At 71.1% G+C, this 26,957-nt stretch carries 12 protein-coding genes and 2 pseudogenes; 11 read left to right on the top strand and 3 right to left on the bottom strand.

Features of this window, described 5'->3' with window-relative positions:
• The first annotated feature begins 101 nt into the window (after positions 1–101).
• Positions 102–680, top strand: a pseudogene (locus OOK34_RS01200) (transposase).
• Here OOK34_RS01200 and OOK34_RS01195 read toward each other — a convergent pair.
• A complete protein-coding gene (locus OOK34_RS01195) occupies positions 640–1,026 on the bottom strand; it encodes a hypothetical protein (protein ID WP_267031985.1) in 387 nt (128 codons plus the stop codon). The pseudogene OOK34_RS01200 and the gene OOK34_RS01195 overlap by 41 nt on opposite strands.
• Positions 1,027–1,408: 382 nt before the next feature.
• Here OOK34_RS01195 and OOK34_RS01190 point away from each other — a divergent pair.
• A pseudogene (locus OOK34_RS01190) lies at positions 1,409–2,176 on the top strand (IS3 family transposase); the annotation flags it as partial.
• Positions 2,177–2,865: 689 nt separating this feature from the next.
• On the opposite strand, the gene OOK34_RS01185 reads toward OOK34_RS01190, so the two are convergent.
• Positions 2,866–9,897, bottom strand: a complete 7,032-nt coding sequence (locus OOK34_RS01185) for a ricin-type beta-trefoil lectin domain protein (protein WP_267031984.1) — start codon at positions 9,895–9,897, stop codon at positions 2,866–2,868.
• A gap of 269 nt (positions 9,898–10,166) precedes the next feature.
• Here OOK34_RS01185 and OOK34_RS01180 point away from each other — a divergent pair, with 269 nt between their 5' ends.
• A complete protein-coding gene (locus tag OOK34_RS01180; protein ID WP_267031983.1) occupies positions 10,167–13,484 on the top strand; it encodes a DNRLRE domain-containing protein in 3,318 nt (1,105 codons plus the stop codon).
• Between the two features lie 68 nt (positions 13,485–13,552).
• Here OOK34_RS01180 and OOK34_RS01175 read toward each other — a convergent pair whose 3' ends face one another.
• Positions 13,553–15,841 carry an immune inhibitor A domain-containing protein gene (locus OOK34_RS01175; protein ID WP_267031982.1) on the bottom strand — a complete coding sequence of 763 codons (2,289 nt, stop codon included), beginning with the start codon at positions 15,839–15,841 and terminating at the stop codon, positions 13,553–13,555.
• A 281-nt stretch (positions 15,842–16,122) separates the two neighbouring features.
• Between OOK34_RS01175 and OOK34_RS01170 the strand changes: the two genes are divergently transcribed.
• The 8 genes from OOK34_RS01170 to OOK34_RS01135 all read left to right on the top strand — a co-directional run bounded on the left by OOK34_RS01170 (position 16,123) and on the right by OOK34_RS01135 (position 26,889).
• On the top strand, positions 16,123–17,781 hold the full coding sequence (locus tag OOK34_RS01170; protein ID WP_267031981.1) for an aromatic amino acid ammonia-lyase: 1,659 nt from the start codon (positions 16,123–16,125) through the stop codon (positions 17,779–17,781).
• Positions 17,778–18,029: an acyl carrier protein gene (locus tag OOK34_RS01165; protein ID WP_267031980.1), complete on the top strand. Its 252-nt coding sequence runs from the start codon at positions 17,778–17,780 to the stop codon at positions 18,027–18,029. The genes OOK34_RS01170 and OOK34_RS01165 overlap by 4 nt, the downstream gene beginning before the upstream one ends.
• On the top strand, positions 18,026–19,132 hold the full coding sequence (locus tag OOK34_RS01160) for an AMP-binding protein (protein WP_267031979.1): 1,107 nt from the start codon (positions 18,026–18,028) through the stop codon (positions 19,130–19,132). The genes OOK34_RS01165 and OOK34_RS01160 overlap by 4 nt, the downstream gene beginning before the upstream one ends.
• A complete protein-coding gene (locus OOK34_RS01155; RefSeq protein WP_267031978.1) occupies positions 19,129–21,504 on the top strand; it encodes a beta-ketoacyl synthase N-terminal-like domain-containing protein in 2,376 nt (791 codons plus the stop codon). Before OOK34_RS01160 ends, OOK34_RS01155 begins: the two co-directional genes overlap by 4 nt.
• A 17-nt stretch (positions 21,505–21,521) precedes the next feature.
• Positions 21,522–22,742 (top strand): cytochrome P450, encoded by a 1,221-nt coding sequence (locus OOK34_RS01150; RefSeq protein WP_267031977.1) that lies wholly within the window; start codon positions 21,522–21,524, stop codon positions 22,740–22,742.
• Between the two features lie 91 nt (positions 22,743–22,833).
• A complete protein-coding gene (locus tag OOK34_RS01145) occupies positions 22,834–23,502 on the top strand; it encodes an O-methyltransferase (protein ID WP_267031976.1) in 669 nt (222 codons plus the stop codon).
• 85 nt (positions 23,503–23,587) lie between these two features.
• Complete coding sequence (locus OOK34_RS01140) at positions 23,588–24,868, top strand: hypothetical protein (RefSeq protein ID WP_267031975.1); 1,281 nt, start codon at positions 23,588–23,590, stop codon at positions 24,866–24,868.
• On the top strand, positions 24,865–26,889 hold the full coding sequence (locus OOK34_RS01135; protein WP_267031974.1) for a caspase family protein: 2,025 nt from the start codon (positions 24,865–24,867) through the stop codon (positions 26,887–26,889). Before OOK34_RS01140 ends, OOK34_RS01135 begins: the two co-directional genes overlap by 4 nt.
• The last annotated feature ends 68 nt before the right edge of the window (positions 26,890–26,957 follow it).

Genomic DNA, 26,957 nt, shown 5'->3' with positions numbered 1-26,957 from the left:
CAGGCGCCCCGGGACAGCCGAGAGGCCCCACTGCAAGAGTTCAGGAGCGCTTTCGTAGCTGCGTCTATTCGGCTCGGGTCACCTTGGCGTGGTCGGCCACGATGCGTCTGTTCCGGCGGGTGGTGCCGCCGACGGAGGTGATACGCCCGCAGGGCGGGGGTCGGCGTCGGGCCGGTGACCGCGAGGCCCTGGCCGCGATCGTCTTCGTGGCCACCTCAGGCTGCACGTGGCGGCAGCTGCCACCGGTCTTCGGCCCCGAGCTGGCAGACGGTCTACCGGCGGTTCGCCCAGTGGAGCCGAGCCTGGGTCTGGGCGAGGCTCGACCGCATGATCCTGGACGACCCCGGAGCGCAAGGCGCGCTGGACTGGTCGCGATGCGCGATCGACTCCGTCAGCCTTCGGGCCGCAAAAGGGGGGGCACTGACCAGACCGAATCCGACCGATCGCGGCGAGCTGGGATCGAAGATCCACCTGATCACCGACAGGAATGGAACTGCACGCCGACAAGGGATACGGCTGGGCCGCCATCGCTGGGTAGTCGAGAGAACCGTCTCCTGCTTGCAGGCTGCCGTCGGCCCCACCGCTTCTACGAACGCAAGGCCGAACAGTTCCTCGCCTTCGTCGGCATAGCCGCATCACTCATCGGCTACCACCGGTTGGCGACCCTGCACAAGACCTGAGCCGATCCTGCTGCACGTCGAAACAGACCAGCCCCATGGACTCCGCCACGGCTGCCGCGTAGGCCGACGCCTCCTCGGCCATGCTCCACCGCATCGGGAAGTAGATCAGAGGACCACTGGCCTCGCCGATCAACGGGCCGGTCGACCAGGGCGAGGTGTCCTCCTCGTCCTCGGTGATGTCGCACCACCGCTCAAGAAGTTTGGTGACGTAGGCCGCTATGCGTTCCGACGGAGGCTCCTCCGCCTCAGCGTCGATGTAGCGGTCGTACAGATCGGTGAAGACCCGACCGGCGGTCGTGTCATCCGCTGGCCTCTCGCCTTCCCAGACAGCCAAGTCGTAACTCATGCCCCGGAGGCTCTCACACCGCACTGACATTCGCGATCAGCTGCAGGTAGTTCCTTCGACGCCACCAGAATCGCTACGCCAGCGGCTGTCGATTGGAAATAGGACGGGGTGGACGAGTCCTCCAGGGCGCGGATCTCGCTTCGCCAGCTCCTCAGTGAAGCGATCTTCTCTGCGCCTCCAGGAACTGCCGGAGCACTGCAGCCAGCGACGATGTCATCGATCTCTGCCAGGCGCGAAGCCTCGGCAACCTCAAGGACGGGCTGCATCCTGGCGAGCGCCAGTCCTCCTGTCAGGCTCCACATGTCCATCTGAGGTTGCTTCGGTTTGGCGGACATCCGAGATCTGGGGTTGTGCCCCGGGAGGTATGTCCATGATGGAGAACATGCCGAAGAAGAAGCCGCGGCCCAGGCGGCAGTTCACAGCCGATTTCAAGGCCGAGATTGTGGAGCTGTGCCTGCGTGGAGACCGGTCGGTGCCCGAGGTCGTCAGGGACTTCGATCTGACCGAGACCGCGGTCCGGCTGTGGCTGGCCCAGGCGGACGAGAGCCACCAGCCCAAAGACCTCGAGCGCGACGAGCGAGCCGAGCTTGCGGAGCTGCGGCGGGAGAACCGCCGTCTGCGGGAGGACATCGAGATCCCCCGCCTGATGCGGGATGCCGGCCTGCAAGGCCGCCACCGCCGACGCGGGCACCGCACAACCATCCCCCGACCCCGCCGCGGCTACCCGCCCCGACCTGATCGGACGTGACTTCACGGCCACCCGACCGGGGTCGACACCCGCTGGTGCGGTGACATCACCTACATCGACACCGGCGAAGGCTGGCTCTACCTGGCCACAGTGATCGACATGGCCTCCCGCCGCGTGATCGGCTGGGCCACCGCCGACGCCCTCACCACCGCCTGCCTGCAGCGTGGACCGGCAGGCCCGGTGATCTTCCACTCAGACCGCGGCAGCCAGTACACCAGCCATACGTTCGCCCGCCTCGCAGCCCGCCACAACATCCGTCTCTCCGTCGGAGGCACCGGCGTGTGCTGGGACAACGCTCTCGCCGAGTCCTTCTTCAGCACTCTGAAGACCGAACTCGTCAGCCTGCACACCTGGCACAGCAGGGCTGCGGCCCGCACCGCGATCTTCCAGTACATCGAGGGCTAGTACAACACCCGCCGACTCCACAGCACCCTCGGCTACCAAAGCCCAGCCCAGTACGAAACGACCGCAGCCTGACCAACACAAAACACCTGTCCGCCAAACAGGAACAACCTCAGAGGCTCTGGCGCTGGTCGACATCCGCGCCGGCAGAGCCACCCCCGACGGCTACGGCCAGTGCAAAAGCATGCTGATCCGCCTGCCCGCTCAGTTGTTCCAAGTGCGGAAGCGATGAAGGCCCACCCCGGCTGAAACGCCGAGGTGGGCCCGAGGCTCCTAGCTTAGAGCAATGAACTCATGCTTCTCTTGGCTCGTCTCACGCCAAAGCACCGGTTTGTCTTGCAACTGGCCGGTCCAGAGTGAGCCGAAGCAATCTTCTCCAAATTTTAGCGAAATTCGCACGCTCCCCTGCCCGGTTTCATATGATCCCCAAGTGCCAGTACCAGGGTCAGGTGCACCATCGGGGCCACATTCAAGAGAGCCGAAGTCGATTCCCTCGGCTTCAAACGTCCCGTTGTTGTTCAGGGTGATTTTACTTTCGCCGGATACCCATGAGCGCGCCAACGCTGCTGGCTCGATCGAGATGTTCTGTGGATACCCGGCGCCCGGGTCCTCGAAAGTGGCACATGCAGTCACTCCGGGGGCAAAGAAAGCGAGGCACAGAATCGCGGGCCGCAAATTGCGGAGCCTATTCACCCGACCCCCTTGTAGCTGTAGTTTCGGGGGATCACAGTCCTGAACACAATCGTCATGTCCTGGCCTTTCATCATTCCCATGGCGCCGGTTTTGTCGATCCACCTCTGAATAAATCTGTCCGACGGTGTGCCGTAGCCCGTGGCGGCGTGAGCGAACGAGGATAGTGTCATCGAATTTCTGATAGAAATTCTGGCCTGCACCCCATTCTGGCCCGCGCGGAGGATCTCGTAACTGGCAGTATAGGACCCCAGGACTGCTGTGGAAACATTGGCGGGGTCCTGTGTGGCCATAGCCCCGAGGTCATTTCGTAGCTGATCGAATTTCCCGGCGCTATCTTTGGCTCCAATGGAATACGGTGTCAATTCACCCCGCTTTTGGCCGAATTCATAGTAGGCCTTTCCGATCTCGGCGCGATGCTTCGCCGTGAGGTCGCTCTGCATCACCTCCAGGGCCACGTAGCTGTCTTCTCCATACGTCATGGAAGGCTCTATCGCGCCAGCCACCCAGCTGAACCCGATGAAAGTAAGGGGCCCCTCGTTGGCTCCTCCCAGGATCGCATCCTCCGGATTGCAACTCAAAAGGGGATCAATCTGGCATGCCTGTTCTTTGGAAGGTGGCGGAGTGGCTGTCATGGGGGCCAGATAAGGAAGTGGCCTGATGACGTCTTGGCCAATGGACGGGACACTCTTTTGGAGGGACGTAGGGCGCTGTGTGCCCTTATTCGTGACGCCCCATCCGTTGTTGCTGCCCTTGTTGTTGCTGCTCTGGCTCGTTAGCCAGACTCTGTTCGAGTATGTCCTGTCCCCACGGTTGCTGTTGACGTGTTGCGTTTTGGCGAGGTTGGCGCCGCCGTCGTTTCGGTCTGTGATTTCGTGGGTGTTGTTGAAGGTGATGGTTCCCTTGGGGCCGCAGTTGTAGAGGGTTCCGCATTCTTCGCTGCGCAGGCCGGTGGGGTCTGCGTTCATGATGGGGTTGCCTGCGGAGTAGGTGTACCCGTTCATCTGGAGCGGGTCGGTGATGTCGATGACCGGGTCAACGGAGATGAACCGGCCGGTGGTGGCTTCGTACTCGCGTGCGCCGATGTGGGTGAGGGCGGTGTTGGTGTCGTCGATGCCGGTCCCGAGGAAGCCGCGGCTTCCGGGCCAGTTGCCGGGCTGGGCGCCTCGCGGGTTGCCGTAGGGGTCCGACTTGCGGCGGCTGATCGCCTGCCCGGCGCTCTGGTCGACGGTGGTGGTCGCAGTGCCGTGGTGGTCCGCCAGCTGGACGCTGAGCTGGTGGTTGGTGGCCTTGCCGCTGGTTCGGCGGACGGTAATGGCGCCGGGGCCGCTGTAGTAGCGGACAGCGTCGAGGGCCTGGCCGGCCTTGTTGACGGTGATCTCGGCTTCGCCGAGGTAGAGGGTGCGGGAACTGCCGGTCTCCTCGATGAGTCGGCTGCCCGAGGCGTCGTAGATGTAGGTGGTGGTGTTGTCGAAGGTGAACTGCTGGGGCCCGGTGGCGTTGCAGGACCACAGTTGGAGGTCGCTGCCGTCGGCGGCGTTGTTGGGGACGTCGACGCACTGGTTGGTCGCCGGGTTGTTGAGGGACTTGTCACCGGCGCGGTAGACGAACTTCTGCTTGTCGCTGCCGTCACACGTGGACAGGACCAGCTTGCTGCCGTTGGTGGTCAGGCACTTGTCCAGGGCCCGGACCGTGTTGTTGGTCAGGCGCCACTGCTGGGCCTTGGTCTCGTTGCAGGGGTAGATCTGGACAGGGGTGCCGTCGGCACTGCCGCCGGATTCGACGTCGATGCACTTGCCGGAGGCTCCGGTGACAGAGGCAGCTCCGATGCCGGGGCTGGTGGCGGAGGTGAGTTTGCCGCGGCGGTCCCAATTCAAAGTCTGGGTGTCGCCGTCGATCCGGCGGGTCTTGGTGTTGCCGGAGGTGTCGTAGGTGTAGTCGGTCAGCGAGGTGAACGTGGAGCCCGGGTTGCGAGTGGCTTTCTCAGCCTTGGCCAGTGCATGAGGCTGGGTCTTCAGCGGCGGCTGCGCGCCGCCGGCGATGGTGACGCCGTAGGTGTACGTGGTCTCGTCGTCGAGCGCGCTGTTGGTGAGGTCGCGGTTGATGAGCTTGGTGCGGTTGCCGATGGCGTCGAACTGGTATTCCTGCCAGAACCCGTCACCGTCGGGACCCAGGGTGACGTCGGCGAGGGAGGGTCCGGTGCAGGCAGCGGTCTTGCCGGTCCAGGCCTTGGTGAGCTGGCCCATGGGGTCGTACGCGTAGCACTGGCGGTCTTCGCGACCGCCGGGCTGGGTGTCGGTGATTGACGTGATGTTGCCGACCAGGTCGTAGCCGTAGGAGACATCGCTGATGCGGTTCGGCCCGGTCTCGCGGTCGGTGATCTGGTTGGTGACCTGCCCGGTGTTCTGGTTGTAGAGGCTGGTGGTCCAGACCCGGTTCGGGGCGTTACCCGAAGCAGTGCGCAGGACCTCACCGAAGGGGCTGTACTTGATGTCGGCGGTGTACCAGGCCAGGCCCGAGAGGCTCTGGGGCATGCCGTCGGCGTCGTACCGGGTCACCAGCTTCTCCGCCGCGAGGCCGCCCGGCGTGGCCGGGACGGTGGTCGACTGGACCTTGCCCGTTGGGGTGTAGGTGGTGCCGTAGGCGTAGGTTCCGGCCAGGCCCTTCGTCGCGGGGAGGTCCGGGATTGTGACCTTGGATCCGGTCGGTCGGTACTCGGCGTCGTAGCCGGTGACCTCGCTGGTGTACGTGGCCCCGTTCTCGTAGCGGGTGGAGGCGACGGGATGGCCCTTCGCGCCCAGCAGGGTGTCGAAGGTGAAGGACGCGACGAGCGGGCCGTCGGCTGCGTTGTCACGCAGCTCGGTCGTGCGGCCGAGAGCGTCGTAGGTCGTGTACTGGGTGCGGCCGCTGGAGTCCTTGGCCCAGATCTGCCGGTCGAGGTTGTTGAACCCGAACGAGGAGGTGCCCATGTCGGGATCGCTGAAGCTGGTCTTGCGGCCGCGGGCGTCGTAGCCGTACGTCCACGCGTTCCCGGCGGGGTCGGTGACCTTGGCCAGGTTGCCGCGGGCGTCGTAGGAGTAGCTGGTCTTGTTCGAGGTGGTGAGGTCGGTGGCGGTGAAGTGCCGAACCTCGGTCGTGCGGTTGAGTGCGTCGGTCCAGGTCTCTACCGCACGGCTGCCCTTGAGGAGCGTGGCCCCGTCGGGGGAGAGTCCTGTGCGGCTGCGGGTCCAGTCGCCTCCGTACTCGGTTGTGGCCGAGTGCTGGGGCACGCCCGAATGGAGGGTGGTGGTGCGGATGGTGCGGCCGAGACCGTCATAGGCCGTTTCGGTGGAGTTCGGGACATGGAAGATGCTCTCCGGGACGAAGATCTTCTTCGCCGGAGTCCCCTCGGCGTAGTAGGCGCTGTTGGTCCGGCGGACCGTGCCGTTCGCGCTGTAGAGGGTGTCCGTGATCAGGCGGCCGCCGCCCAGCGCCTCGGTCTGGGTCTGACGTGGGCGCAGCAGGCCGTCGTAGATGGTGACGGCCTGAGTGTAGGTGCCGTCGTCCCGCAGGGTACTGCTGGTGACGGCCGGGGCCTCGTGCTCGGAGATCTGATAGCTGAAGGTGACGGAAGCCTTGTCCGTGCCAGGCTTCTGGGAGGACTTCCAGGCAGCGGTGGTGCGTCCCAGGTTGTCGTAACTGAATGTGACCTTCCGTCCATTGGCGTCTGTCGCCTGCAAGATGCTGCCGCGGGCCGGGTCGCCCTGGACGGTCGAGGCCTGTCCCAGGGTATTGGTCTGGGTCACGGAGAACGCAGGCCCAGTCGCCGGCGTGAACGCCGAGGACGAAGTGTTGCCAGCGGCGTCGTAGGTCTTCACGGCGCGGCCGAGGGTGTCGTACTCGGTGCGGCTGCTGGTGATCCAGCCGGTGCCCGCCCCGTCGAGGGTGTCGGCCTGGAAGACCAGCCCCTTCGTCGGCGCGGTGCCGAAGGCGTTCAGGGAGTCGTAGGAGGTACGGGAGTCTCCCAGGACGGTTCCGGTCGCTGTCTGCGTGCAGTCCCCCTGGGTCTTGCGGACCCTGTGAGGCAGACCGATCAGGTGTTGGCTGGTGTTGTGGACGTAGCTGGTGGTGGTGCAGTTCTGTTCAACCGTGGACCAGCCGGCTCCGGTGTTCGCCAGTACTTCGGTCTGGTTGGTTAGGGGCAGACCGTAGGTGGTTTCGTAGGCGTTGCGGGTACGGACCATGCGGGACTTACCGCCACTGGTGTTCTCGATCGTGTCCGTACGCGTGGTGCTGCCTCTGAAGGCCTCCAGGGGGGTGGTGCCGTCACGGGGACGGCTTGCGGTCTTCTGACTTGACGGCCAGGTCAGCACGCGGGAGTCGACGCTGCCGCCTGCTCTGGAGTAGGTGATGCTCTCGGCCGCGTTCCCCTGGTACTGGGGAAGATCCTCGCCGAGGTCCTCGGTATTGGTTGAGTCCTTGATCGTGATCTTGGGGCGGCCGGCGTCACCGGACATGCCGCGAAAATAGCGGGTGCGAGTCTGGGACTGCTCGGTCGCGTCGCTCTTGCCCGCGTTGGCGGTGACGCCCTTGTTCACCACGACGCTGGCGTAGCCGCGCCACTGGCTGTAGGTGCGCAGCTCAGGCTTGGAGAACTCGTCGGTGTCCTTGGCCCACGCGGCGTCGCCCTCGTAGGTGTAGCTGCTGGTGACGTCGGGCTGGCGCGAGACGCGGTCCTTCTCGGTGACCTTGTCGACGAGGTACTTGTTGAACCATTCCAGCGGCGGCTTTTCCACCTCACCGTCCGGGGACCAGTGGACGGGGAAGCAGCGGGTGGTGTTCTCCTCCGGCTTCGGATGCGTGCCGCCGACGGGGCAGGGCGCAGAGTAGGCGACGGATATCTCGCCGCCCGTCTCGGTGCGAATGGTCTCCACGCGCAGGCGGTCGAAGTCAGGTGTGGCGTCGGTGGCGCTGGTCGCGACACGGTTGGGCATGTCCTGGACATTGGGCAGGAAAGAGACAGGGGGGAGCGAGACGCTCTCCTGGTTGCCTGCGCCATCCTTGGCGGTGCCGTAGCCGGTGCGGGTGATCGACTCGAGCCACAGCGGCGGGTGCGTGTCCGTGCGCTGCCTGGGGAACGACTGCGCGAGCGTCCACCGGTCCACCAGGGACAGGGCGGTGGAACCCGCAGTACGCTGGCCGTAGGTGGTGACAGAAGTCAGCCGCTTACGCGTCCAGAACGTCGGGGAGCCGACGTAGCAATCCTTGGCGGTTGCCTTGCAGTGGAGGGTGGACGGGGTGTCCCACCAGGGCTGCTTGTCACCGTAGTTGTTGCCCTCGAACTCGGTGTCCGAGCACTGGGTGGTGCCTTCCTTGATGCACCGCTCGACGACGGTGAACTCAACCTTGGCGGCCGGCGCCCCGGAGAGGTTGTCGCTGCGCAGACCGTAGGTGATCTGCGTCGGGTAGCTGGCGCGGGTGTAGGAGACCGGCTCCTTGTACTTGCTGTTTTTGGCGTAGCGGTTGGTCTCCTTGGCCCAGTCGATGACCATGGCGTTGCCGTGAACGTCCTCGACGTAGTCGAGGTTCCAGCGCCAGCCCTGATCGCACGACGAGGCGGCGAAGGAGGCCTGGTAGCAGGGCTCACCGGGGTGGTTGCCGAAGACAGGCACGGTCAGGACCGAGTTGGTCACGGGTCGGCTGCCCGCGCCGTCGACGTCGTGGCGGCCGAAGAAGTAGCGGGTCCCCGCACGAGTGGTGACGACCCAGTACTCGCCGTCCTTCGCACCACTGGGGACGCTGGTGTCCGTCTTGCGTTCGACCCGGGAGCCGTCGTCCGAAGCCGGCACCCACGCGCCGGTCGTGGCGTCGTGGACAAGCTCGGTCGTGGAGCCGCCCAGCGACATCACGACGTTGTCGCCAGCCCAGCACAGGTCGCTCTTCTTCTTGTCCGTGCTGTTGTCGTTGTTCGGAGGGGAGGGGATGGCCTTGCGGTCATCCGCGCACGAACGGTACCGACGCTCGATGAAGCCCGGCTCGTAACCCCAGCCGTCACCGATCCAGGACGCCTGACCGTTGGCCACGGACGTCTTACCGTCGACCGCCTGCGACGAATACCCAAAGGCGATCGTAGGCGCCGGTCCCGCGGGCGCGGCGGGAACGTTCAGCGGGTACGACCAGGAGAAGCCGCCGCCGCTCCCGCCCGCCGACCAGGAACCCGAGGGGGAAAGAGACGTGGCCTTGTACGTGCCGCCCGCGCCGGACGCGCCGTCGGAGGCGGCCAGGACGGTGGGTCCGCCGCTGCCGCCGGCCATGGTGCGCATGCCCTGGCTCGGCGCGGTGGCCGGGTCGATGGTCGCGCGGACCGTGCCCGCAGCGGGGTCGTTGATGCTGGGAACGTCCTGGGCGACGGAGCACTCGGGGAGATCCGGGGTGGTCAGGAAGCACTCGGGGAGCTGCTTCAGCTCCAGGCGAGTGGCCCACTCGGTGCCGTAGAGGTCCCTGAACATCTTGTAGTCCAGTTGGACGTCAACAGGAGTCGACCCTTCCGCCGGCGGCGTCACTTTGATGAGCGCGCCGTCAACCTGCGCAGCCTCGGTCACGGCGCGAGTCTCGACCGCCACCGACCAGGTGCCCGACGGCGCGGGCGGGGCCGGGTTCTCAGGGGTCGGCGAGGCCTTGCCGATGCTCACCGGCAGGGTGCCCACCTGGACCAGCTGGTCGCCGGAGAGAGCGACACTCGCGGTCCCACCTGCCGGGGGCGTGGTTTTGGATGGCTCGTACTCGGTGGGCGGCTGGATGGGCGCGCCGGACCAGCCTTCGAGCTTGGCGGCCTCGACCTGGTCGAGCTTGGCCTTGATGTCCTGCTGTAGTCCCGGCAGCTGGACACCGCTGCGGTCGCCCGGTGACGCCGCCCAGGCATGGACTGGCAGGAGAGATGCGACCAGCGCCACCGAGACGGTGATGCCGGCATGCCCGGCGAGACGCGCGCGTCTGACGCGAGCTCTCTTGTTTCCGGGCAGGCGGAAATGATGCGCCGAAAACGGCGACATGTAGACCCCCCACGATCTGCCCACGGTGATGACATACGTGTGGCAGGAAACTGACAAATAGTCCGCTGATTCTGTGGCGCACAAGGGGAGAAAATCCATAGCGATCTAGGCTGTGTGGGCTTTATCACTTACCTCTCCCATACGCCGCGACAAAGCCGACATTAAGGTCTCACCTGCGACATTCTCGCAGGTGACGACGCCTACTGAATGAGTCATGCTCTGCTCGCACATTCCGTGCGCGAACGTCCGGATGGGGGAGCCGGTATTTCGTGCCGCCCGACCATCAGGCTCATTTGTCTGCGAACACCCAGGGGTGGCGGAATCGCATGCCCGGGGGGAGAAGAATTAGCGTGTCCGAAATCGAACCCGTGAATGACGGATCGCCAAAACCACCTGAGAAGCGTCCACTTGGCGAGCGCGGCTGGCTTCGACGACGCACGACGCTGGGCGGCCTCACGGCACTGCTGGCCGTCACCATCGCTGTTCCCGTCGTCCTGAACCGCAGTGACGTCCGCACACCAACTGAGACCACGCCTTCCCAGAAGCCGAAGACATTGGTCGCCGCCCCCGAGGCCCGCCGACAGGCGAAGGAGAGCGGCAAGGAGGTCGAGGTCACGGCCGAGACCACCGCGCACACCAGTACCTGGGCGCAGCCCGGTGGGACGTTCAAGCTTCGGGTTTCGAGTGCGGCGACGCGGGCGAAGGTCGGCAGTGAGTGGAAGCCGATCGACACGACGCTGGAGCGTGTGGAGGGCGGGTTCGCGCCGAAGGCCGTGAACGGGCGTGTTGTCTTCAGCGCGGGCACCAAGGCGGCGTCGGCTGGTGACAGCGGGCGGGTGTCGCGCAGTGTGTCGCGGGTGGCTCTCGTACGGCCTGCAATGACGAAGGCCGATACGCCGGATCGGGTCTGGACGGATCTGGTGCGGATGAGCACCGAAGGCCATGACCTGGTGGTCGGCTGGCCCGGACCGCTGCCCGAGCCTGTCATCTCCGGGCCGCGCGCGCTGTACGAGAACGTCCGCCCGGGCATAGACCTGGTGATGACGGCGCAGGACGGCGGTTACACGCATGTGCTGGTTGTCAAGGACAAGCAGGCTGCGGCCGATCCGCTGCTGGGCCAGTTGAACTACCGGCTTTCTTCCCCGGACCTGACCTTCCACCTCGACGAGGCCTCGCGCTCGGTCAGCGCCCGGGACTCCCAGGGCGAGGAGATCGCTGGATCTCCGACCCCCTACATGTGGGACTCTGCGGGGAAGGTGGCCGTGACCGAGGGGGAGGCGGCGGTGGCGCCGGCGCCTGAGGCCAAGGACCACCCGACGCTCGCTCTGCCTGGTCTGAACGGGGCGGAAGGCAATCACGCGAAGGCGGCGACCGCGGCGCTCTCTGCGGAGAACGTCCTGACGGTGACCCCTAACAGCACGCTGCTGGAGGACGCGGACACGGTCTACCCGGTCTTCATCGACCCCTCCTTCAAGGGGCACAAGCAGAACTGGACCGCCCTCTACAAGACCGAGGGGAGCTCCAGCTTCTGGAACGGGCAGAACTACAACAGCGGCAGCGGCACCCCCGAAGCCCGCGTCGGCTATGAGACGACGACCTACGGCACGTCCCGTTCCGCGTTCATCTTCGACTTCGGTACCCAGATTCACGGCAGCCAGATCCGCTCGGCGAACCTGCGGATGCTGCAGACCTACTCGTGGGGCTGCGACCCGAGAGCCTTCGACGTCTACCACACGCCGCTGATTACCAGTTCGAGCACCTGGGACAACACGAACAACGGCACGTTCTGGGGCAAGCGCATCGCCGGCGCGAGCACCGGCCACGGATACAAGAGCACCTGCCCCGACTCCTGGGTCGGCATCGACATCAAACCGACGGTCGAGGAAGGCGCCCGCGGCGCTTGGCAGAACCTGACCCTGGGCCTGCGCTCCCCGAATGAGAGCGACGCCAGCTACTGGAAGAAGTTCCTCGCCAACGGCGAGAGCGCCCCATACATCGAGGTCGAGTACAACAAGGCCCCCGACGAGCCCACCCAGGCCGGCATGGACACCGTCCCTGGCGGTCTGTGCGTGACCGACGCCCCCTTCAACAAGGTCGGCAAGTCCGACGTCATGTTCGAGGTCCAGGGCCGTGACGGCGACGGCAACCTCAAGCAGATCCAGGTGAAGGTCTGGCGCGCCTCGGACAACGCGGTCGTCTTCGAGCAGTGGATCTGGCCCGACAGCTACGGCGTGGCGCGGACCACCATTCCGTGGGAGTCGTTCGCCGCGAACACCACCTACTCCTGGACGGCGACCGCCAGTGACTGGGACGGATCGACCTCGGCCGCCGGTCCTGCCGGTACGGACAAGCCGTGTTCGTTCACGGTCGACCACACCCAGCCCACCGCGCCGACCATCCGCTCAGAGGACTTCCCCGCCCCCGGCCCTGACGGCGCCGAGTGGAGCAAGAACACCCTCGGCCCCGGCAAGATCACGGTGATTGCGGGCGGCACGAACCCCGCGGACATCCGCGAGTTCCAGTGGTCCCTGAACCACCCCGTCTACGACCAGAAGGCCGTCCCCGCCGCCGGGCAGGACACCGTCACCGTCGACGTGAACCCCGACAATGCCGGACCGAATCTGTTCTACGTCCGGATCGTCAACAAGGCCGGGAACGTCTCGGTTCCCTTCACATATACGTTCTACGTCCGGCCCCGTCCCGGCCTCGACGGAGCCGGCGACGTCACCGGCGATGGCAAGGCCGACCTGCTTGCCGTCGACGGAGCCGGCGACCTGCGCGTCTACCCCGCCGACCAGAACGGCGATGTGGATGCCTGGATGCCCGCCGCCACCGATAACGGCAAGCCCGTACCGGCCGGCTTCTGGAAGGACGCCAGCGGCAAGAGCGCGCTGATCTCGCACTCCACCGACTGGTACCCCGGTGACGGCATCACCGACCTCGTCGCCCGCATGCCCGACGGGAAGCTGTACGTCTACCAGGGCGACGGGAACGGCCGCTTCGACATCAGCCGGCGCACCGAGGTCCTGCTGCCCGCGGGCGCTCCGGATCCGGCGACGTTCAGCCAGATCGTCGTCGTCCAGGACGTGAACGGCGACAACTCCGAGGAGATCTTCGCCACCGCCGGAGACGCCTTCTGGGTCCTCACCGGATACAGCGGCGCCACCATCACCGAGGCGCGGCAGCTCTCCGCCACCAGCTGGACCAAGCGCGACATCGTCAGCGTTCGGGACGTCTCTGGCGACGGAGTGCCCGACCTCGTCTTCCGCGACGACTCCACTCCCGACCGCGGCCTCGCCCTCCGGCGGGGCAAGCCCGCCGCCGGCGGTGGCGTCGACATCAACTCCATCGCCCTTGCCGTCAACTCCGCCGATGGGAAGGACCTCACCTACGGCACCACCGGCTGGGACAGCGCCACCTGGCCCCTCCTGCGCGGTACGCCCGATGTCAACGGCGACGGCATCCCCGACCTGTACCTGACCCGCAACGACGGCACCCTCCACCTCTACTACGGAGGCAACACCGCCATCGGCAACGGCTGGCGCGTCGAGGAAGACGACTGGAACACCGCCCGCACCATCGGATAGCAGCACCCGGACAAGCAAGCGCCCGGCCAGGGGATCCTGGTCGGGCGCTTGTGCGTTGGCGGGAGGGGTCAGGGGGAGGAGGGGGTGAGTTGGATGGTGGTTTGGGTGCCCGTGGGGGATTCCTTTTGGATCTGGATGCGGGTGCCGGTGTCGGGGACCTTGACGCCGAGTTGGGGGAGGTCCGGGGTCCAGTAGGTGCCGTGGCGGTCGTCGAAGACCGGGATGCCCGGGCGGGAGGGGATGGTCAGGGGGGTGCCCGCCTTGTGGACGGTGATGCGGTCCGTCGGGCGGGTCGAGAAGGGGGCGTCGAAGGTCTGGACGCGGGCGCCCGCGAGGGTGCCGTCCGGGAAGCGCAGGGGGTCCGGTCGGGCGTCGACCGGCAGGAGCAGGCCACTGCCCGGGTGGGCCTTGGTGGTGTTGTCGCTGTACGCGGTGTCCCAGAGCCAGATCAGGACGCCCTGCTGGTAGGGGAAGAACTCCACCTTGTCGCCGGTGAAGCCGAAGTTGTACGGGCCCGACTTGAGAAGGGTGCCGTAACCCGTGTGGCGGCGGTTCTCGACGAAGTAGGCGCGCGGGTGCTGTTCGGTGCCGGTACGGCCTTCCGTACGGGACCACTTGAGCGGGGTCCAGCCGTTGTCGCCCTGTTCCGCGCCGTCGTGCAGGAGTTCGCGGGTCCCGTCCTCTGCTGTGATGCGGATGTCGTCGAGCGTGACGCCCCGGCCGTGGGTGTTGCTGTCCGAGGTGGTGTGGAGGCGGAGGTGGAGGGGATGGCCCGCGTAGGGGGTGAGGGGGATGGTGAGGTCGGTCCAGCCCGGTGAGGTGCCCGAGATGCCCTTCGCCGGGATGGGGGCGCCGTTCACCGTGCCGGGGAGGGCGGTCCAAGTGGTGCCGCCGTCCGTGGAGGCTTCGACCGTGAGGAAGTCGAAGTCCTGTTCCGTGTCGTACCAGAGGCGGGCAGTGAGGGCGGCGGATGTGGTGCCGGTCAGGTCGAGGGGGCGGGTCAGGGTGTTGTCCATGAAGTCGCCGGTGCCGCTCCACCACTGGCGGGAGCCTTCGGACGGGTCGATGAGGTCGGTGCGGGTGGTGGAGGGCGGGAGGTGGACCAGGAGGGCCTGGGGGTCGGGGGTGTTGTAGCCCGAGACGCCGAGAGTGGCGCGGGTGCGGCGGCCGGCGTCGGCCTCCGTGTAGTCCAGCCAGCCCAGTTGGAGCTTGCTCCACGGGTCGAGGTCGCCCGGGAACTGGCCCGTGGTGTTGGGGCCCTTGCCGAGGTAGGAGGCCGATGACATCAGCGACCAGAAGTTGACGCTGTTGTCGCCGTCCGAGCTGTAGAGGTCCGGAAGCCCGAGGTCGTGGCCGAACTCGTGGGAGAAGAGGCCGGCTCCGCTGTTCTCGCCGCCCGTCAGGTAGTCGCCGGCCCAGATGCCGGTGTCGCCGACTGGGGTGCCGCCCGCCTTGTTGCCCTCCGGGCCCGCGCTGCCGGCCTGGTTCCAGTACGCGAACCAGCGGTGCGCCCAGATCGCGTCCTTGCCCTGGGCGCCGCCGCCCCAGGTCTGGTCCTTGCCCGCGTGGACGACGACCAGGTGGTCGAGGTAGCCGTCCGGCTCGTCGAAGTTCCCGTCGCGGTCGGCGTCGTAGCGGTCCCACACGTCGTACTCGGCGAGCTGCGCCTTGATCTGCTCGGGCGTACGGCCCTTCGCGCGCTCGGAGTCGTACCAGGCGGCGGTGGAATCGCGGACCAGGTCCCAGTTGGTGCGGCACTGGCCCGGCTCGGTGCAGTTGTCGGTGCCGTAACGGGCCTCGTTGAAGGGGAGCTTGACCCAGTCGGAGACCGTGCCGTCCATGTCGTAGCGGCCGGAGGACTGGAGGTTGTAGTAGGCCCGCATCGACGCCGAACCGGGCTCGGCGGAGAAGAACTGGCGCTGGTAGAAGGCCCGGTCGAAGTCCTTGCGCCACAGGGTGTGGTTGTCGTCGGCGGCCGGCTTGCCGATGGTGTTGTGCAGGGGGCCGGGGGCGCCGCCGAAGCGGGGGTCGGCCTGGTCGCCGAACTCGGCGAGGATGACGAAGACCTTGTCCTTGCGCTGCTGCGCCAGCTCGACGTACTGGTGGCCGATCTTCGCCGTACGGGGGAGGGGGCCGGCCGTGCGGGCGGCGGAGGAGCCCGGGCCGCCGGCGGCGATGCCCTCCAGGGCCTGGCGGCGCAGGGCCTGACGCTGGAGTTCCAGCGGTGGGAGGGGCGGGGAGGCGGCCTGTTCGGCCTGCGGGGCGGGTGGGGGCGCGGTGGCCGCCAGGGCGGGGACGGGCAGGAGGGCGAGGGCGGCGAGGGATATCGCCGCTCCCGCCGAGGCGAGTCTGCGCAACGGAGGTGCCCTTTCGGGGAGTTCGGTCCTTCGGTTCTTCGGTCCCTCGGTTCTTCGGTCCAGTGGTTCCGAGGCGGAGGTAATATTTCACATGTGACAGGTGACGGCTAGGGTGTCGGCTCCTGCGAACCGCCCCTGGTGGCAACGCCGTTCGCCGGCCCGTCACGGGGATGCCGTTTCCCCCGGGGGTGTCGCGTCGTTGTGCCCCTGAGGGCCCTCGGTGCCGGTGGGCCCCCCAGACGGCCGTCCCGGTACCCGAACGCACAGGGGGAAACGAGCGCATGCTCCTCGACTCCGCCCATCAGCCCGCGACCGCGTCGGGGAGCGCGCCCCCGCCCCGGATCCCGCTGGCCGGGCGGCTCACCCCGGCCACCCTCGAACGGGCCGCCGGGCCCGTCGAGTTCGGCCTCGACGACAAGACGCGTCGGCGGGTCGCCGAATGCCGCGAGTACACCGCCGCGGCGATGGGCGACGGCCGCGCGGTGTACGGGGCGACCACCGGATTCGGGCCGCTCGTCGTCTTCCCCGGCCGCGCGGACCACGCCGACCAGTGCGACAACGTCATCGGCCACCTCGTCGCCGGGCAGGGCCAGGACCTGCCGCCCGCCGTGGTCCGCGCCGCGCTCACCGTCCGGCTCTGGTCACTGTGCCAGGGCCGCTCCGGGGCCTCGCCCGAGGTGGTCGACGCCCTGCGCGCGGCCCTGCGCACCCCCTTCGCGCCGGCCGTCCCCACGTACGGATCCGTCGGCGCGAGCGGCGACCTCATCCCGCTCGCCCACGCCGCCCACGCCCTGCGCGGCCAGGGCCACGCCTACCTGGGCGGCGAACGCCTCCCCGCCGCCGAGGCGTTGCGCCGCGCCGGCCTCAGCCCCCTGGAGCTCGACGGGCGCGACGCGCTCGCCCTGGTCAACGGCACCTCGGTGACGGCAGCCGCGGCCGCGCTCGCCCTGGCCCGGCTGCGCCGCTCGTACCGCAGCGCCCTCACCCTCAGCGCCTGCCTCGCCGATCTGCTGGGCGCCGCACCCGCCTACCTCGCCCCGCAGCTGCTGCGCGCCTTCGGCCACCCGGGAGCCGTACGGGCCGCCGCCGCCCTGCGCGAACGGCTGGCCGGGACCGTCCCCGCGCCGGGCCGGCCGCTCCAGGAGCCGTACAGCATCCGCTGCACCCCCCAGCTGCTGGGCGCGGCCGAGGCCTCCCTCGGGCACGCGGGCCAGGTCATCGACGACGACCTCGGCGGGATCAGCGACAACCCGCTCTTCTTCGCCGAGGACGATCTGGTGGCCCACGGCGGCAACTTCTTCGGCCAGCCGGTGGCCTTCGCGTCGGACCTGATGTCCATCACCGCCACGCAGTTGGGCAATCTGGCGGAGCGTCAGCTGGACCTGTTGGTCGACCCGCACCGCAACGGCGGGCTCCCGCCGATGCTGTCCGCCGAACCGGGCCGCCAGCACGGGGTGCAGGGCGTCCAGCTCGCCGCGACCGCCACCGTCGCCGCGATGCGCCGGGAGGCGGTCCCCGCCTCCGTGCAGAGCCTGCCGACCAACGGCCACAACCAGGACGTGGTCCCCTTCGGCACCCAGGCCGCGCTCACGGCCCTCGCCCAGGCCGAGCGGCTGCGCTGGCTGCACGGCTCGCTCGCGGTGGCCCTGCGGCAGGCCGCGCACCTGTCCGTACGGGCCTCCGGGCGCGGGCCGGGCGCGCCGTACTGCGCCGCCGTGCTGAAGCGGCTCGCGTCCGTGGTCGCGCCGCTGGACCGGGACCGGCCGCTGGACGTGGACGTCCGGGAGGCCGCCGCCGTACTGGACCGCCTGGCCGAGGCCGAAGCCGAGGCAGGGGGCGAGGCCGGGGGTGAGGCCGGACCCGAAGCCGAAGCCGAAGCCGAGGGGCGCGCCGACGGCCGCCCCGTCGAATCCGCCCGCCGAGAGGAGCCTCAGTCGTGACCGAAACCGCCGCCGCCCGGGTGCGCGCCGTCCTGGAAGGGGCCCTCGGGCACCCCCTCACCGCCTGGCCGGACAGCGCCCCCCTCGCCGAGTTCCCCTCGGCCGCCTACGACAGCCTCATGCAACTGGAGGCCGTGACCCGCCTGGAGAAGGAGTTCGGTCTGGAGCCGGGCGCCCTCGACACCGCCGACGTGGCCACCCTGACCGCCGCCACCGCCCGGCTGCGCGCCCTGACGGAGCCCTCGTGAACGGCGCCGCCGAGCCGTCCTACCCGGCCCTGCCGTTCGACGCGCCGTGGGACCGTCCCGGCATCGGCGCCGCCGCCCCCGACGGCCCGCCCGGGCCCTGGCACCTGCCGTGGGACCGGCTCACCGCGGCCGAAACCGCCCGGGCGCGGGAGCGACTCGTCGCCCGGGAGTACGAGTTCCACACCTCCGGCTCCACCGGCGACCCCGTCCGGCGGATCTTCTCCGGGGCCCGGCTGCGGGCCGACGCCGAGCAGACCGCCCGCCTGCTGACCCCGTACGCACCCGAGGCGATCGTCAGCTTCGCCCCGCCCCGGCACGCCTACGGGGCCTCGGCCACCATGCTGCTGCCCGCCGTGACGGGGCTGCCGGTGTGGTTCTGGCCCGCCTTCGACTGCCCGCCTCCGGCCGTCCCGGCCCGCCGGATCGCCGTCGTCGCCATCCCGTGGACCTTCCGGATCCTGGCCCGCTACCCCCGCTGGACCGCCTCCTTCGAGCAGCTCACCTTCCTGCACAGCTCCGCCGAACTGCCCCCGGAAGCCCGGCTGTTCGCCGAGGACCCCCGGGCCGCCGTGATCGAGCTGCTCGGTTCCACCGAGACCGGCGCCGTCGCCCACCGCACCGGCTGGGACCCGGCCGGTGCGTGGACCCTGCTCGACGACGTCGCCTTCGCCGCGCCCCGCACCGGCGAGGAGGGCCCGCTCGCCGTGTCCGGGCCCCGCCTCTCCGGCCTCCCCGACGGCAGCCGGCCGGAGCGGCACGAGATGGACGACCTGGTCCGGCGGCTCGGCGACCGGCTGTTCCTGCGCCTGGGCCGCCGCGCCCACCTGGTCAAGGTCAACGGGGTCCGCCACGACCTCAACGGCATCGCCGCCCGGCTGCGCACCGCGCTCCCCGGGGCGGACGTGGCCTGCGTGCGCGCCGCCGACCCGCTGCGCGGGGAGACGTACGACGTGCTCATCGCCGGCGGCGGCCCGCTGACGGCGGACGGCGTACGGGCCACCGCGCGCGGCCTCGGAGCCGAACCCCGGCACGTACGGCTCGTCGACCGGATCCCGCGCGGCCCCCTCGGCAAGCCCCTCGCCACCCCGGAAGGGCCGCTGTGACCACCCCGGCCGTGGCCGTCACCGGCCTCCACCTGGCCTGCGCCCTCGGAGACACCCCCGCCGCCGTCTGGGCCGGGGTCGCGGGCGCCACCCCCGGGCTCACCCCGCGCGGCCCCCGGCACCTGTGCGGGCAACTGGCCCGCCCCGAGGCAGCGGACGGCGACGCGGCCGCGGACGGCGACGCGGCCGTACGGCTCGCCGTGCACCACGCCCGCGCCGCCTGGGCCGCGGCCGGCCTGGACGACCGGGCGGGCGGCCGGACCCCCGCCCCCGAACGGACCGCCCTGGTCCTCGGCACCACCGACTGGGGCGCCCCCGACTTCCGCCACCACCTCGACACCCACCGGGACCGGGCGCTCGCCCGCCCCCACACCGCCGCCGACGCCATCGCCGCCGCACTGGGACTCGCCGGACCCCGGGAGGTGTTCGTCAACGGGTGCGTCGCCTCGGCCTGCGCCCTCGGACACGCCGCCGAGCTGATCCGCACCGGGCGCGCCGACGCGGTCCTCGCGGGCGGGGTCAACCTGCTCGACGACTCCGTGCTCGCCGCCTTCGACAGCTGGCGCGCCCTGGACCGCGCGGGCTGCTCCCCGTACGGGCGCAGCGCCGGGACCAGCCTCGGCGAGGGCGTGGCCTTCCTCGTACTGGAACCCGCCGGACGCCCGGGGGCGGAGCCCCTGGGGTACCTCCTGGGGCACGCCCTGACCGGCGACGCCCACCACATCACCGCCCCGCACCCGCAGGGCGAAGGCCTGGAGCGCGCCGTCCGGGCCGCCCTCGCCGACGCCGGGACCGGCCCCGACGGCATCGGCTACGTCAACGGCCACGGCACCGGCACCCGCGCCAACGACCTCGCCGAACTGCACGCGCTGGACGCGGTGTTCGACGTACGCCCGCCGGTCAGCAGCACCAAGTCGCAGGCCGGGCACACCCTCGGGGCGTCCGGGGCCCTGGAGGCGGCGGTCACCCTCCTCGCGCTGCGCCACCGGACCCTGCCGCCCACCCTGAACACCGCCCCGGCCGACGGCTGGGACACCGTGCCCGGACGGTCCCGCCCCGCGCCCGGGCTCGCGTACGCGCTGAGCACCTCGGCCGGCTTCGGCGGACAGAACGCCGCGCTCGTCTTCGGGGCCGCGGACCCGGGGCCGCGCCCGCCGGGGCCCGGGGCGCAGGTGCTCGTCACCGGCGCGGGCGTGCTCCACCCCCGCGCCACCGGCCGGGCTGCCTTCCTCGCCGCGCTGCGCACCGGGGAACCGCAGCCGGTGGACGCGGAGTTGGGGGACGGCGCCTGCGACCCGTACGTCGACCCCGCCGACCGGCAGCGCCTGGACCCCTTCGGCCGGCTCGTGCTCGCGGCCGCCCGGCTCGCGGAAGCCGACGCCCGCCTCGGGGAGGCCGGCGCGGACCCGGACCGCACCGGGCTGGTGCTCGCCACCGCCTCCGGGCCGGCCGCCACCCACGCCGCCATGGCCGGGCTCCACGCCCGGGGCCTGGGCCCGAGCCCGCTGCTCGCCCCCAACTCCGTCGCCGGGGTGCCCGCCGGGTACGCGGCCCTCGCGCTCGGCGCCCGGGGCCCGGCCGCCGTCCTCTCGGCCGGGGACGCCACCGGGCTCCTCGCCCTCGGCCAGGCCGCCGAGCTGATCCGGACCGGGCGCGCCGACACCGTGTACGTCATCGCCGCCGACGAGGCCGGCCCCGCGCTGCGGGCCGGCTTCGCCCGCCACGGGCTGCTCGCCGAGGACGCGGGCCGGCCCTACGACGTGGACGCCGACGGGGGAGTGCTCACCCCGGCCGGCGTCTGCCTGGTCCTGGAGTCCGCCGCGCACGCCGGCCGGCGCGGGGCACCGGTCCTCGGCCGGGTGCTCGGGCACGCCGGGGCCGGAGCCCCCGTGGGCCCCGGCGGCGTCGAGGAGTCCGGAGCCACCCTGGCCCGCTGCCTCGCCGACGCCGCCCGCCGCGCCGGGCTCGCCCCCGAGGACCCGCGCCACCTGTACGGCACCTCGTGGGGCCACCCCGCGACGGACGCCGCCGAGGCGCGGGCGCTGGCCCGCTTCCCCGGGCCCTGGGCCAACATCAGCGGCGCCACCGGGTACACCCAGGCGGCGGGCGCGCTGCTCGCCGTACTGGCCGCGCTGGAGGCCTGCGCCGACCGGGACCTCCCGCGCCGCCCGTTCCCCGGAACCCGCCGCCCGCTGCCCGGACTCGCCGCCGCCCTCGCGGCCCCCGCCCCGCACGAGGCCCCGGCCCCCGCCCCGCACCCCGGGACCGCCCTGGTGGCCGCCCTCAGCCGCGGCGGAACCTGCGCGGCGGTCGCCGTCGGGGCGCCGGAGGTCGGGGCGCCGGCCGTCGGGGCCCCCGCCGAACCCCGATGAAAGGCCCCGCCCCGCTGATGACCGCCGCTCCCCTCGCCCCGCCCGCCCCCTTCACGCCCGCCTTCTACCGCGACCCGCACCCCTGTTACGACGCCCTGCGCGCCCGGGGCCCGGCGACACCCGCCGTCGGCCCGAGCGGGAGCCGGTTCTGGCTGGTCCCCGGATACGAGGACGTCCGCACCCTCCTGACCCACCCCGCCGTCCGCAAGGACGAGTGGCGCCGCCCCGACCTGCGCGAACGCCACCAGCCCGATCCGGACAAGCGCCGGGAGACCGACGTCCGCATCCGGGCCAACATGCTCAACGCCGACCCGCCCGAACACCAGCGGCTCCGGTACGGCACCCAGCAGGCCCTCAGCCCCGCCCGGGCCGAAGCCCTGCGGCCCGTGATCGAGCGGATCGCCGACACCCACCTCGACGCCCTGGCCGCGAAGGGCCCGGGCCCCCACGACCTGCGCGCGGAGTTCACGTACCCCTTCGCCATCTCCGTGATCACCGGGCTGCTCGGTCTGGACGACACCGAACTCCCCGACTTCCGCTCCTGGTTCGAGACCATGATGGTCCAGCGCAGCGCCCCGGCCGTGAAGGAGGTCTCGGCAGCCATCGCCGACTACGCCGAATCCGTCGTCGACCGCCGGGCCGCGCATCCCACCGCCGGCCTGATCGGCGCCCTCGCCGCCCCGGGAGACGCTCACGCCCCGCTCACGCGGCACGAACTGGCCTCCACCGTCTTCCTGTTGCTCATCGCCGGCGTCGAAGCAGCCAACTCACTCGCCAACGGGGTCCTCGCACTGCTGCGCCACCCCGGGCAGCTGGCCGCGCTGCGCGCCGACCGCTCCCTGCTGCCCGGCGCCATCGAGGAGACCCTGCGCTGGGACGGCTCCTTCCGCGCCGTCGGCCCCCGCTACACCGCCGAGCCCGTACGCCTGGGAGAACTGGTCATCCCCGAGGGGGAGTTCCTGCTCCTCACCCTCCAGGCCGCCAACCGTGACCCGGCCCGCTTCCCCGACCCGCACCGCTTCGACATCACCCGCGCCGACGGCGGACACCTCGCGATGGGGTACGGGGCGCACCGCTGCGTCGGCTCGAAGCTCGCCTACGCCCAGCTGGAGACCGTCCACGCCCGGCTGCTGGACCGCTTCCCCGCCCTGCGGCTCGCGGTGCCCGCCGAGGAGACCTCCCGCCGGCCGAGCCTGACGATGAACTGGCTCGACTCCCTCCCGGTCCTGCTGTGGTGAGCCCGCCCGCCGCCGCGCGCATCATCCCGGCCGCCGCAGGGGAGCCTGTCCTTCCGATCCGGCGACCGCGAACCCCGAGAGGACGTACGGCATGAGCAGGCAGCCCGACGAAGTGAAGACGGTCCCCCTCACCCCCGAGGTGTACGGCTACCTGGTCGCCCAGGCGGAGCCGCAGAGCCCCGTCCAGCGGCGGCTGGTCGAGCGTACGCGCGCCCTCGGCGGGCCCGCCGAGATGCAGATCCCGCACGAACAGGGCGTCTTACTGACCCTGCTCGCCCGGCTCACCGGCGCCCGCCGGATCGTCGAGGTCGGCACCTTCACCGGCTACTCCACCCTCGCGCTCGCCGCCGGACTGGCTCCCGGCGGACAGGTCCTCACCTGTGACGTCTCGCCGGAGTGGACCGCGATCGCCCAGGAGGCCTGGAAGGAGGCCGGGGTCGCCGACCGGATCGAGCTGAAGCTCGCCCCCGCCCTGGAGACCCTGCGGGCGCTGCCGGCCGAGCCGGTGATCGACCTGGTCTTCCTGGACGCCGACAAGACCGGCTACCAGTCCTACTGGGAGGAGCTGGTGCCCCGGGTGCGCCCCGGCGGGCTGCTCCTCGCCGACAACGTGCTCTACGGCGGCGAGGCGGCGGACCCCGGGGCCAAGGGCAACGGGCTGGCCATCCGGGAGTTCAACGCCCGCGTACGCGCCGACGACCGGGTGGAGTCCGTACTGCTCCCGGTCGCGGACGGGCTGACCGTCGCGCGTAAGCGCTGAACCGAACTGCCGGTTCCGTACGTCCTGTTCCCCGCTCGGCGCTATCGTGCCGGGCGGGGGAGATCGACGAGGGGGCGGTGCGGCCATGCGGTTTCTGTTCGTTCACGGCACGGGGGTGCGGCGGGAGCGGCACGACACGCTCTTCGCGCTGGTCCGGGAGCGCCTCGCGGCCCGCTTCCCGCACGCGGACGTGGACTCCTGCTTCTGGGGCGAGCGGTTCGGCGCGGACCTGAGCGCCGGGGGCCGCTCCGTACCCGGGCTGAGGGCCGTCGACGCCGCCGGAAGCGAGGGGGCCGAGGAGGCCGCCGAGTGGGGGCTGCTGCTGGCCGACCCGCTGTGCGAGCTGCGGGTGCTGGCGGAGGCCGGCTGGGACACGGGCGGCTGGGACTCCGGCGACGGGGAGGGCGCGGCGGACGACCCCTTCGCGATGCCCGGTGTGAAGCCGGCCGGGGAGCGGGTGCTGGAGCTGCTGGACCGGCTGGCCGAAGCCCCCTACGGCGACGGCACCGGCCCCGACGGCCCCGACGAGCTGCGCTCCCTGCTCGACGGCACCGGCCTCGCCCCCGGGTTCCGTCCCGCGCTGGAGTCCGCCGCCCGCTCCGCCGAAGCGGCCCGCGCCGGGGCCCGCGCCACCGCCGAGCCGCAGGCCCGCGAGCTGGCCACCGCCCTGGCCCGGGCCGTCACCGCCGCCGCCCTCGCCGCCACCGGGGCCGACGCCGACTGCACCGCGGCCGAACGGGACCGGCTCGTCGAGCTCCTCACCACCCGCCTCGGCGGCGGCGCCCGCGTCCCCGGCGCCCGGGCCGCCGCCGTCCTCGGCCGGCTCGCGATGCGGGTCACCACCCAGCCCCTGCTCAACGCCTGGCGGGGCTCCCTCACCGTCGGCGCCACCCCCGCGCTCGGCGACATCCTGCGCTACCAGGCCAGAGGCGCCGACCTGCGCGCCTTCCTGCACGCCCGGATCACCGCCGCGCCGGGCCCGACCGTACTGATCGGCCACAGCCTCGGCGGCATCGCCCTGGTGGACCTGCTCGCGCTGGCCGCCGCCTCCGGCGGCCCCGTGCCCGGCGCCGAACTGCTCGTCACGGTCGGCTCGCAGGCCCCGTACCTCTACGAACTCGGCGCGCTCACCGCCCTGGCCCCCGGCAGCGCGCTCCCGTACGGCTTCCCGCGCTGGCTCAACGTGTACGACCGCCAGGACGTGCTCTCCTACCTCGCCGGACCCGTCTTCCCCGGCGATCCGCGCGTCACCGACCACGAGATCAGCAGCCGCCAGCCCTTCCCGGCCAGCCACAGCGCCTACTGGAAACAGAAGTCGCTCTACGAGCGCATCGAACAGGCGGTGGCCGAGGCGGGGATCGGGTGACGGCCCTCGGCCCGCTGCCCCCGACCCTGGGACCCCGGCGCACCTTCGCGCTCGTCGCGGGGGTGGAGCGGTACGAGATCAGCCACCGCTGGAACCTGCGCGGCCCGGCCCGGGACGCCCTGCGCTTCGCCCGGTGGCTGACCGGGCCCGGCGAGGTGCCCGCCGCGAACGTACGGCTGCTGCTGTCCCCGCTCGACGACCCCGACACCCTCGACTGGTCCGCCTCGCCCGGCCTGGCCGCGCTGAGGTCCACGTACCGGCCCGCGACCGAGGCGAACGCCAAGGCGGCCCTGCTCGACGAACTCCCGGAGCACGACGGGGACTTGCTGTGGATCTTCTGGGCCGGGCACGGCTACCTCGGGCGCGACGGGGAGCTGATGCTGCCCTGCGCCGACGCCCGCCCCGGCCAGATCCGCCACCTCAACCTCGACTCCGCGCTGCGCTGGTGGCGGACCGACCTGGTCAAGCACCGCCGGTTCCCGCTCCAGGCCGCGCTGGTGGACGCCTGCCGGGTCGACGCCCCCCGCGGCAGCCGCTGGAACTTCGGCAGCGCCGACTACGGCGGCGGCCGCACCGTCCCCGGACGGCGGCAGTTCCGGCTGTACGCCTCCCGCGAGGGCGAGGCCGCGCAGAACGACGCCGAGCGGGGCGCGGGCCGGTTCACCGAGGCCCTGCTCGGCGAACTCGGGGACCGGTCCGTCGAGGAGGGCGCCACCCGGCTGCTGCACGCCGCCCGGAACATCCACCGCGCCTTCCGGGAGCTGCGCGAACGCGGCGAGGGCTGGCAGCTGCCGCAGTTCCTCGTCGACCGCGACTGGGACGCGAACTCCTTCCTGGACGACGACCTGCCCGGGCCGGTCCTGCCCCACGCCCCCCGCCTCGACCAGACCGGCTGGGACGGGCTCGGCGAGCTCTTCGAGGGCCGGGACCTGCCGCGCTGCGCGTACGAGGCCTACGCCTGGGCCTTCAAGGCGGCCGGCTGCACCACCCCCGTCCACGGCGGGCTGCCCGCCGACACCCTCCTCGACGTGGTGGCCGACCTGGACGAGCGGCAGGGCGGCCGGACCGGCATGCCCCTGGCGGTGCCCTTCGTGCACTACCTCGCCGACCGCACCGCCCGGCCCGGCGGCGGCCCCGGCGGAGGGCCGGCGGACCCCGCCTGGGCGGCCCGGCTCGCGCAGTGGGTGCGCGCCACCCGGGAGCGCCTCGGCCTGCCCGCCCTGCGCCCGCCGCCCGCCCCCGCCCGCCAGACCGCCCTGCACGTCCGCCTGGAGTCCCCGCCCGGCGGCGAGGACGGCCTGCTGGCCCGGATGTGGCTGCGCGGCGAACGGACCCGCCACGTATGGGAGTCGGAGGGCAGCCCCGTCACCCTGGCCGCCGTACGCGCCGAACTGGTCCGCCGGCTGGCACAGGGCGATCCCGGGGCCGGGCAGCCGTACGGGAGCGTCGGACGGATCGAGTTCCACGTGCCCTACGAACTGCTGGAGACGGACTTCGACCAGTGGCCCGTCCCCCGCGGACCCGGCGGCCGGACCCGCCCCCTCGGCATGGTCTACGAGGTGGTCGTGCGCTGCCCGCAGGAGCGCGAGGACACCCGCACCGAGTGGCGGGCCAAGTGGCGCTGGCTGCACGTCCAGGACGGCCGCCACCCGGACACCGTACGGCTGGTCGAGGACCCGGAGGTCACCGACGCCCTCGGGCTGCGGCTGGGGGCGCGGCCGGCGCCCGCCTGTGTGCTCGGGCACGCCTCGGGGAACCGGACGGCCGCCCTGCTGGAGGCCGTGCTCGAAGGCGGGGTGCCCGTAGCGGTGTGGCGGCGCGGCGGCGGCACACCGGCCGGAGGGCTGCCCGCGCTGCTCGCCCCGGAGGCCGGACCGGGGGCGCCGGCGCTCTTCGGGCTGCCCGCCCGGGTGCGGGAAGTGCGCCGGGCGGCTGCCGGTCAGGAGCCGGGAGGGGAAGACCAGTTGGTGTTGTTGTGGGACGATCCCGACGACACGATCGACCTCCGCTCCCTGGCCTGACGCCGCCCCTGACACCGCCCCGGACCTCGACCCCGGACCCCGGATCCTGAACCCCGAACCCGAACCCG

This window comes from Streptomyces sp. NBC_00091, from assembly GCF_026343185.1.
Classification (GTDB): Bacteria; Actinomycetota; Actinomycetes; order Streptomycetales; family Streptomycetaceae; genus Streptomyces.
The sequence above is the reverse complement of the archived record's forward strand: the minus strand, read 5'-3'. Positions and strand labels throughout refer to the sequence as shown.

Coding starts and splice junctions, on each gene's coding strand:
- OOK34_RS01140 (WP_267031975.1), top strand. CDS start 23,588: ATGCGGTTTCTGTTCGTTCACGGCACGGGGGTGCGGCGGGAGCGGCAC.
- OOK34_RS01185 (WP_267031984.1), bottom strand. CDS start 9,897: ATGTCGCCGTTTTCGGCGCATCATTTCCGCCTGCCCGGAAACAAGAGA.
- OOK34_RS01150 (WP_267031977.1), top strand. CDS start 21,522: ATGACCGCCGCTCCCCTCGCCCCGCCCGCCCCCTTCACGCCCGCCTTC.
- OOK34_RS01145 (WP_267031976.1), top strand. CDS start 22,834: ATGAGCAGGCAGCCCGACGAAGTGAAGACGGTCCCCCTCACCCCCGAG.
- OOK34_RS01195 (WP_267031985.1), bottom strand. CDS start 1,026: ATGAGTTACGACTTGGCTGTCTGGGAAGGCGAGAGGCCAGCGGATGAC.
- OOK34_RS01170 (WP_267031981.1), top strand. CDS start 16,123: ATGCTCCTCGACTCCGCCCATCAGCCCGCGACCGCGTCGGGGAGCGCG.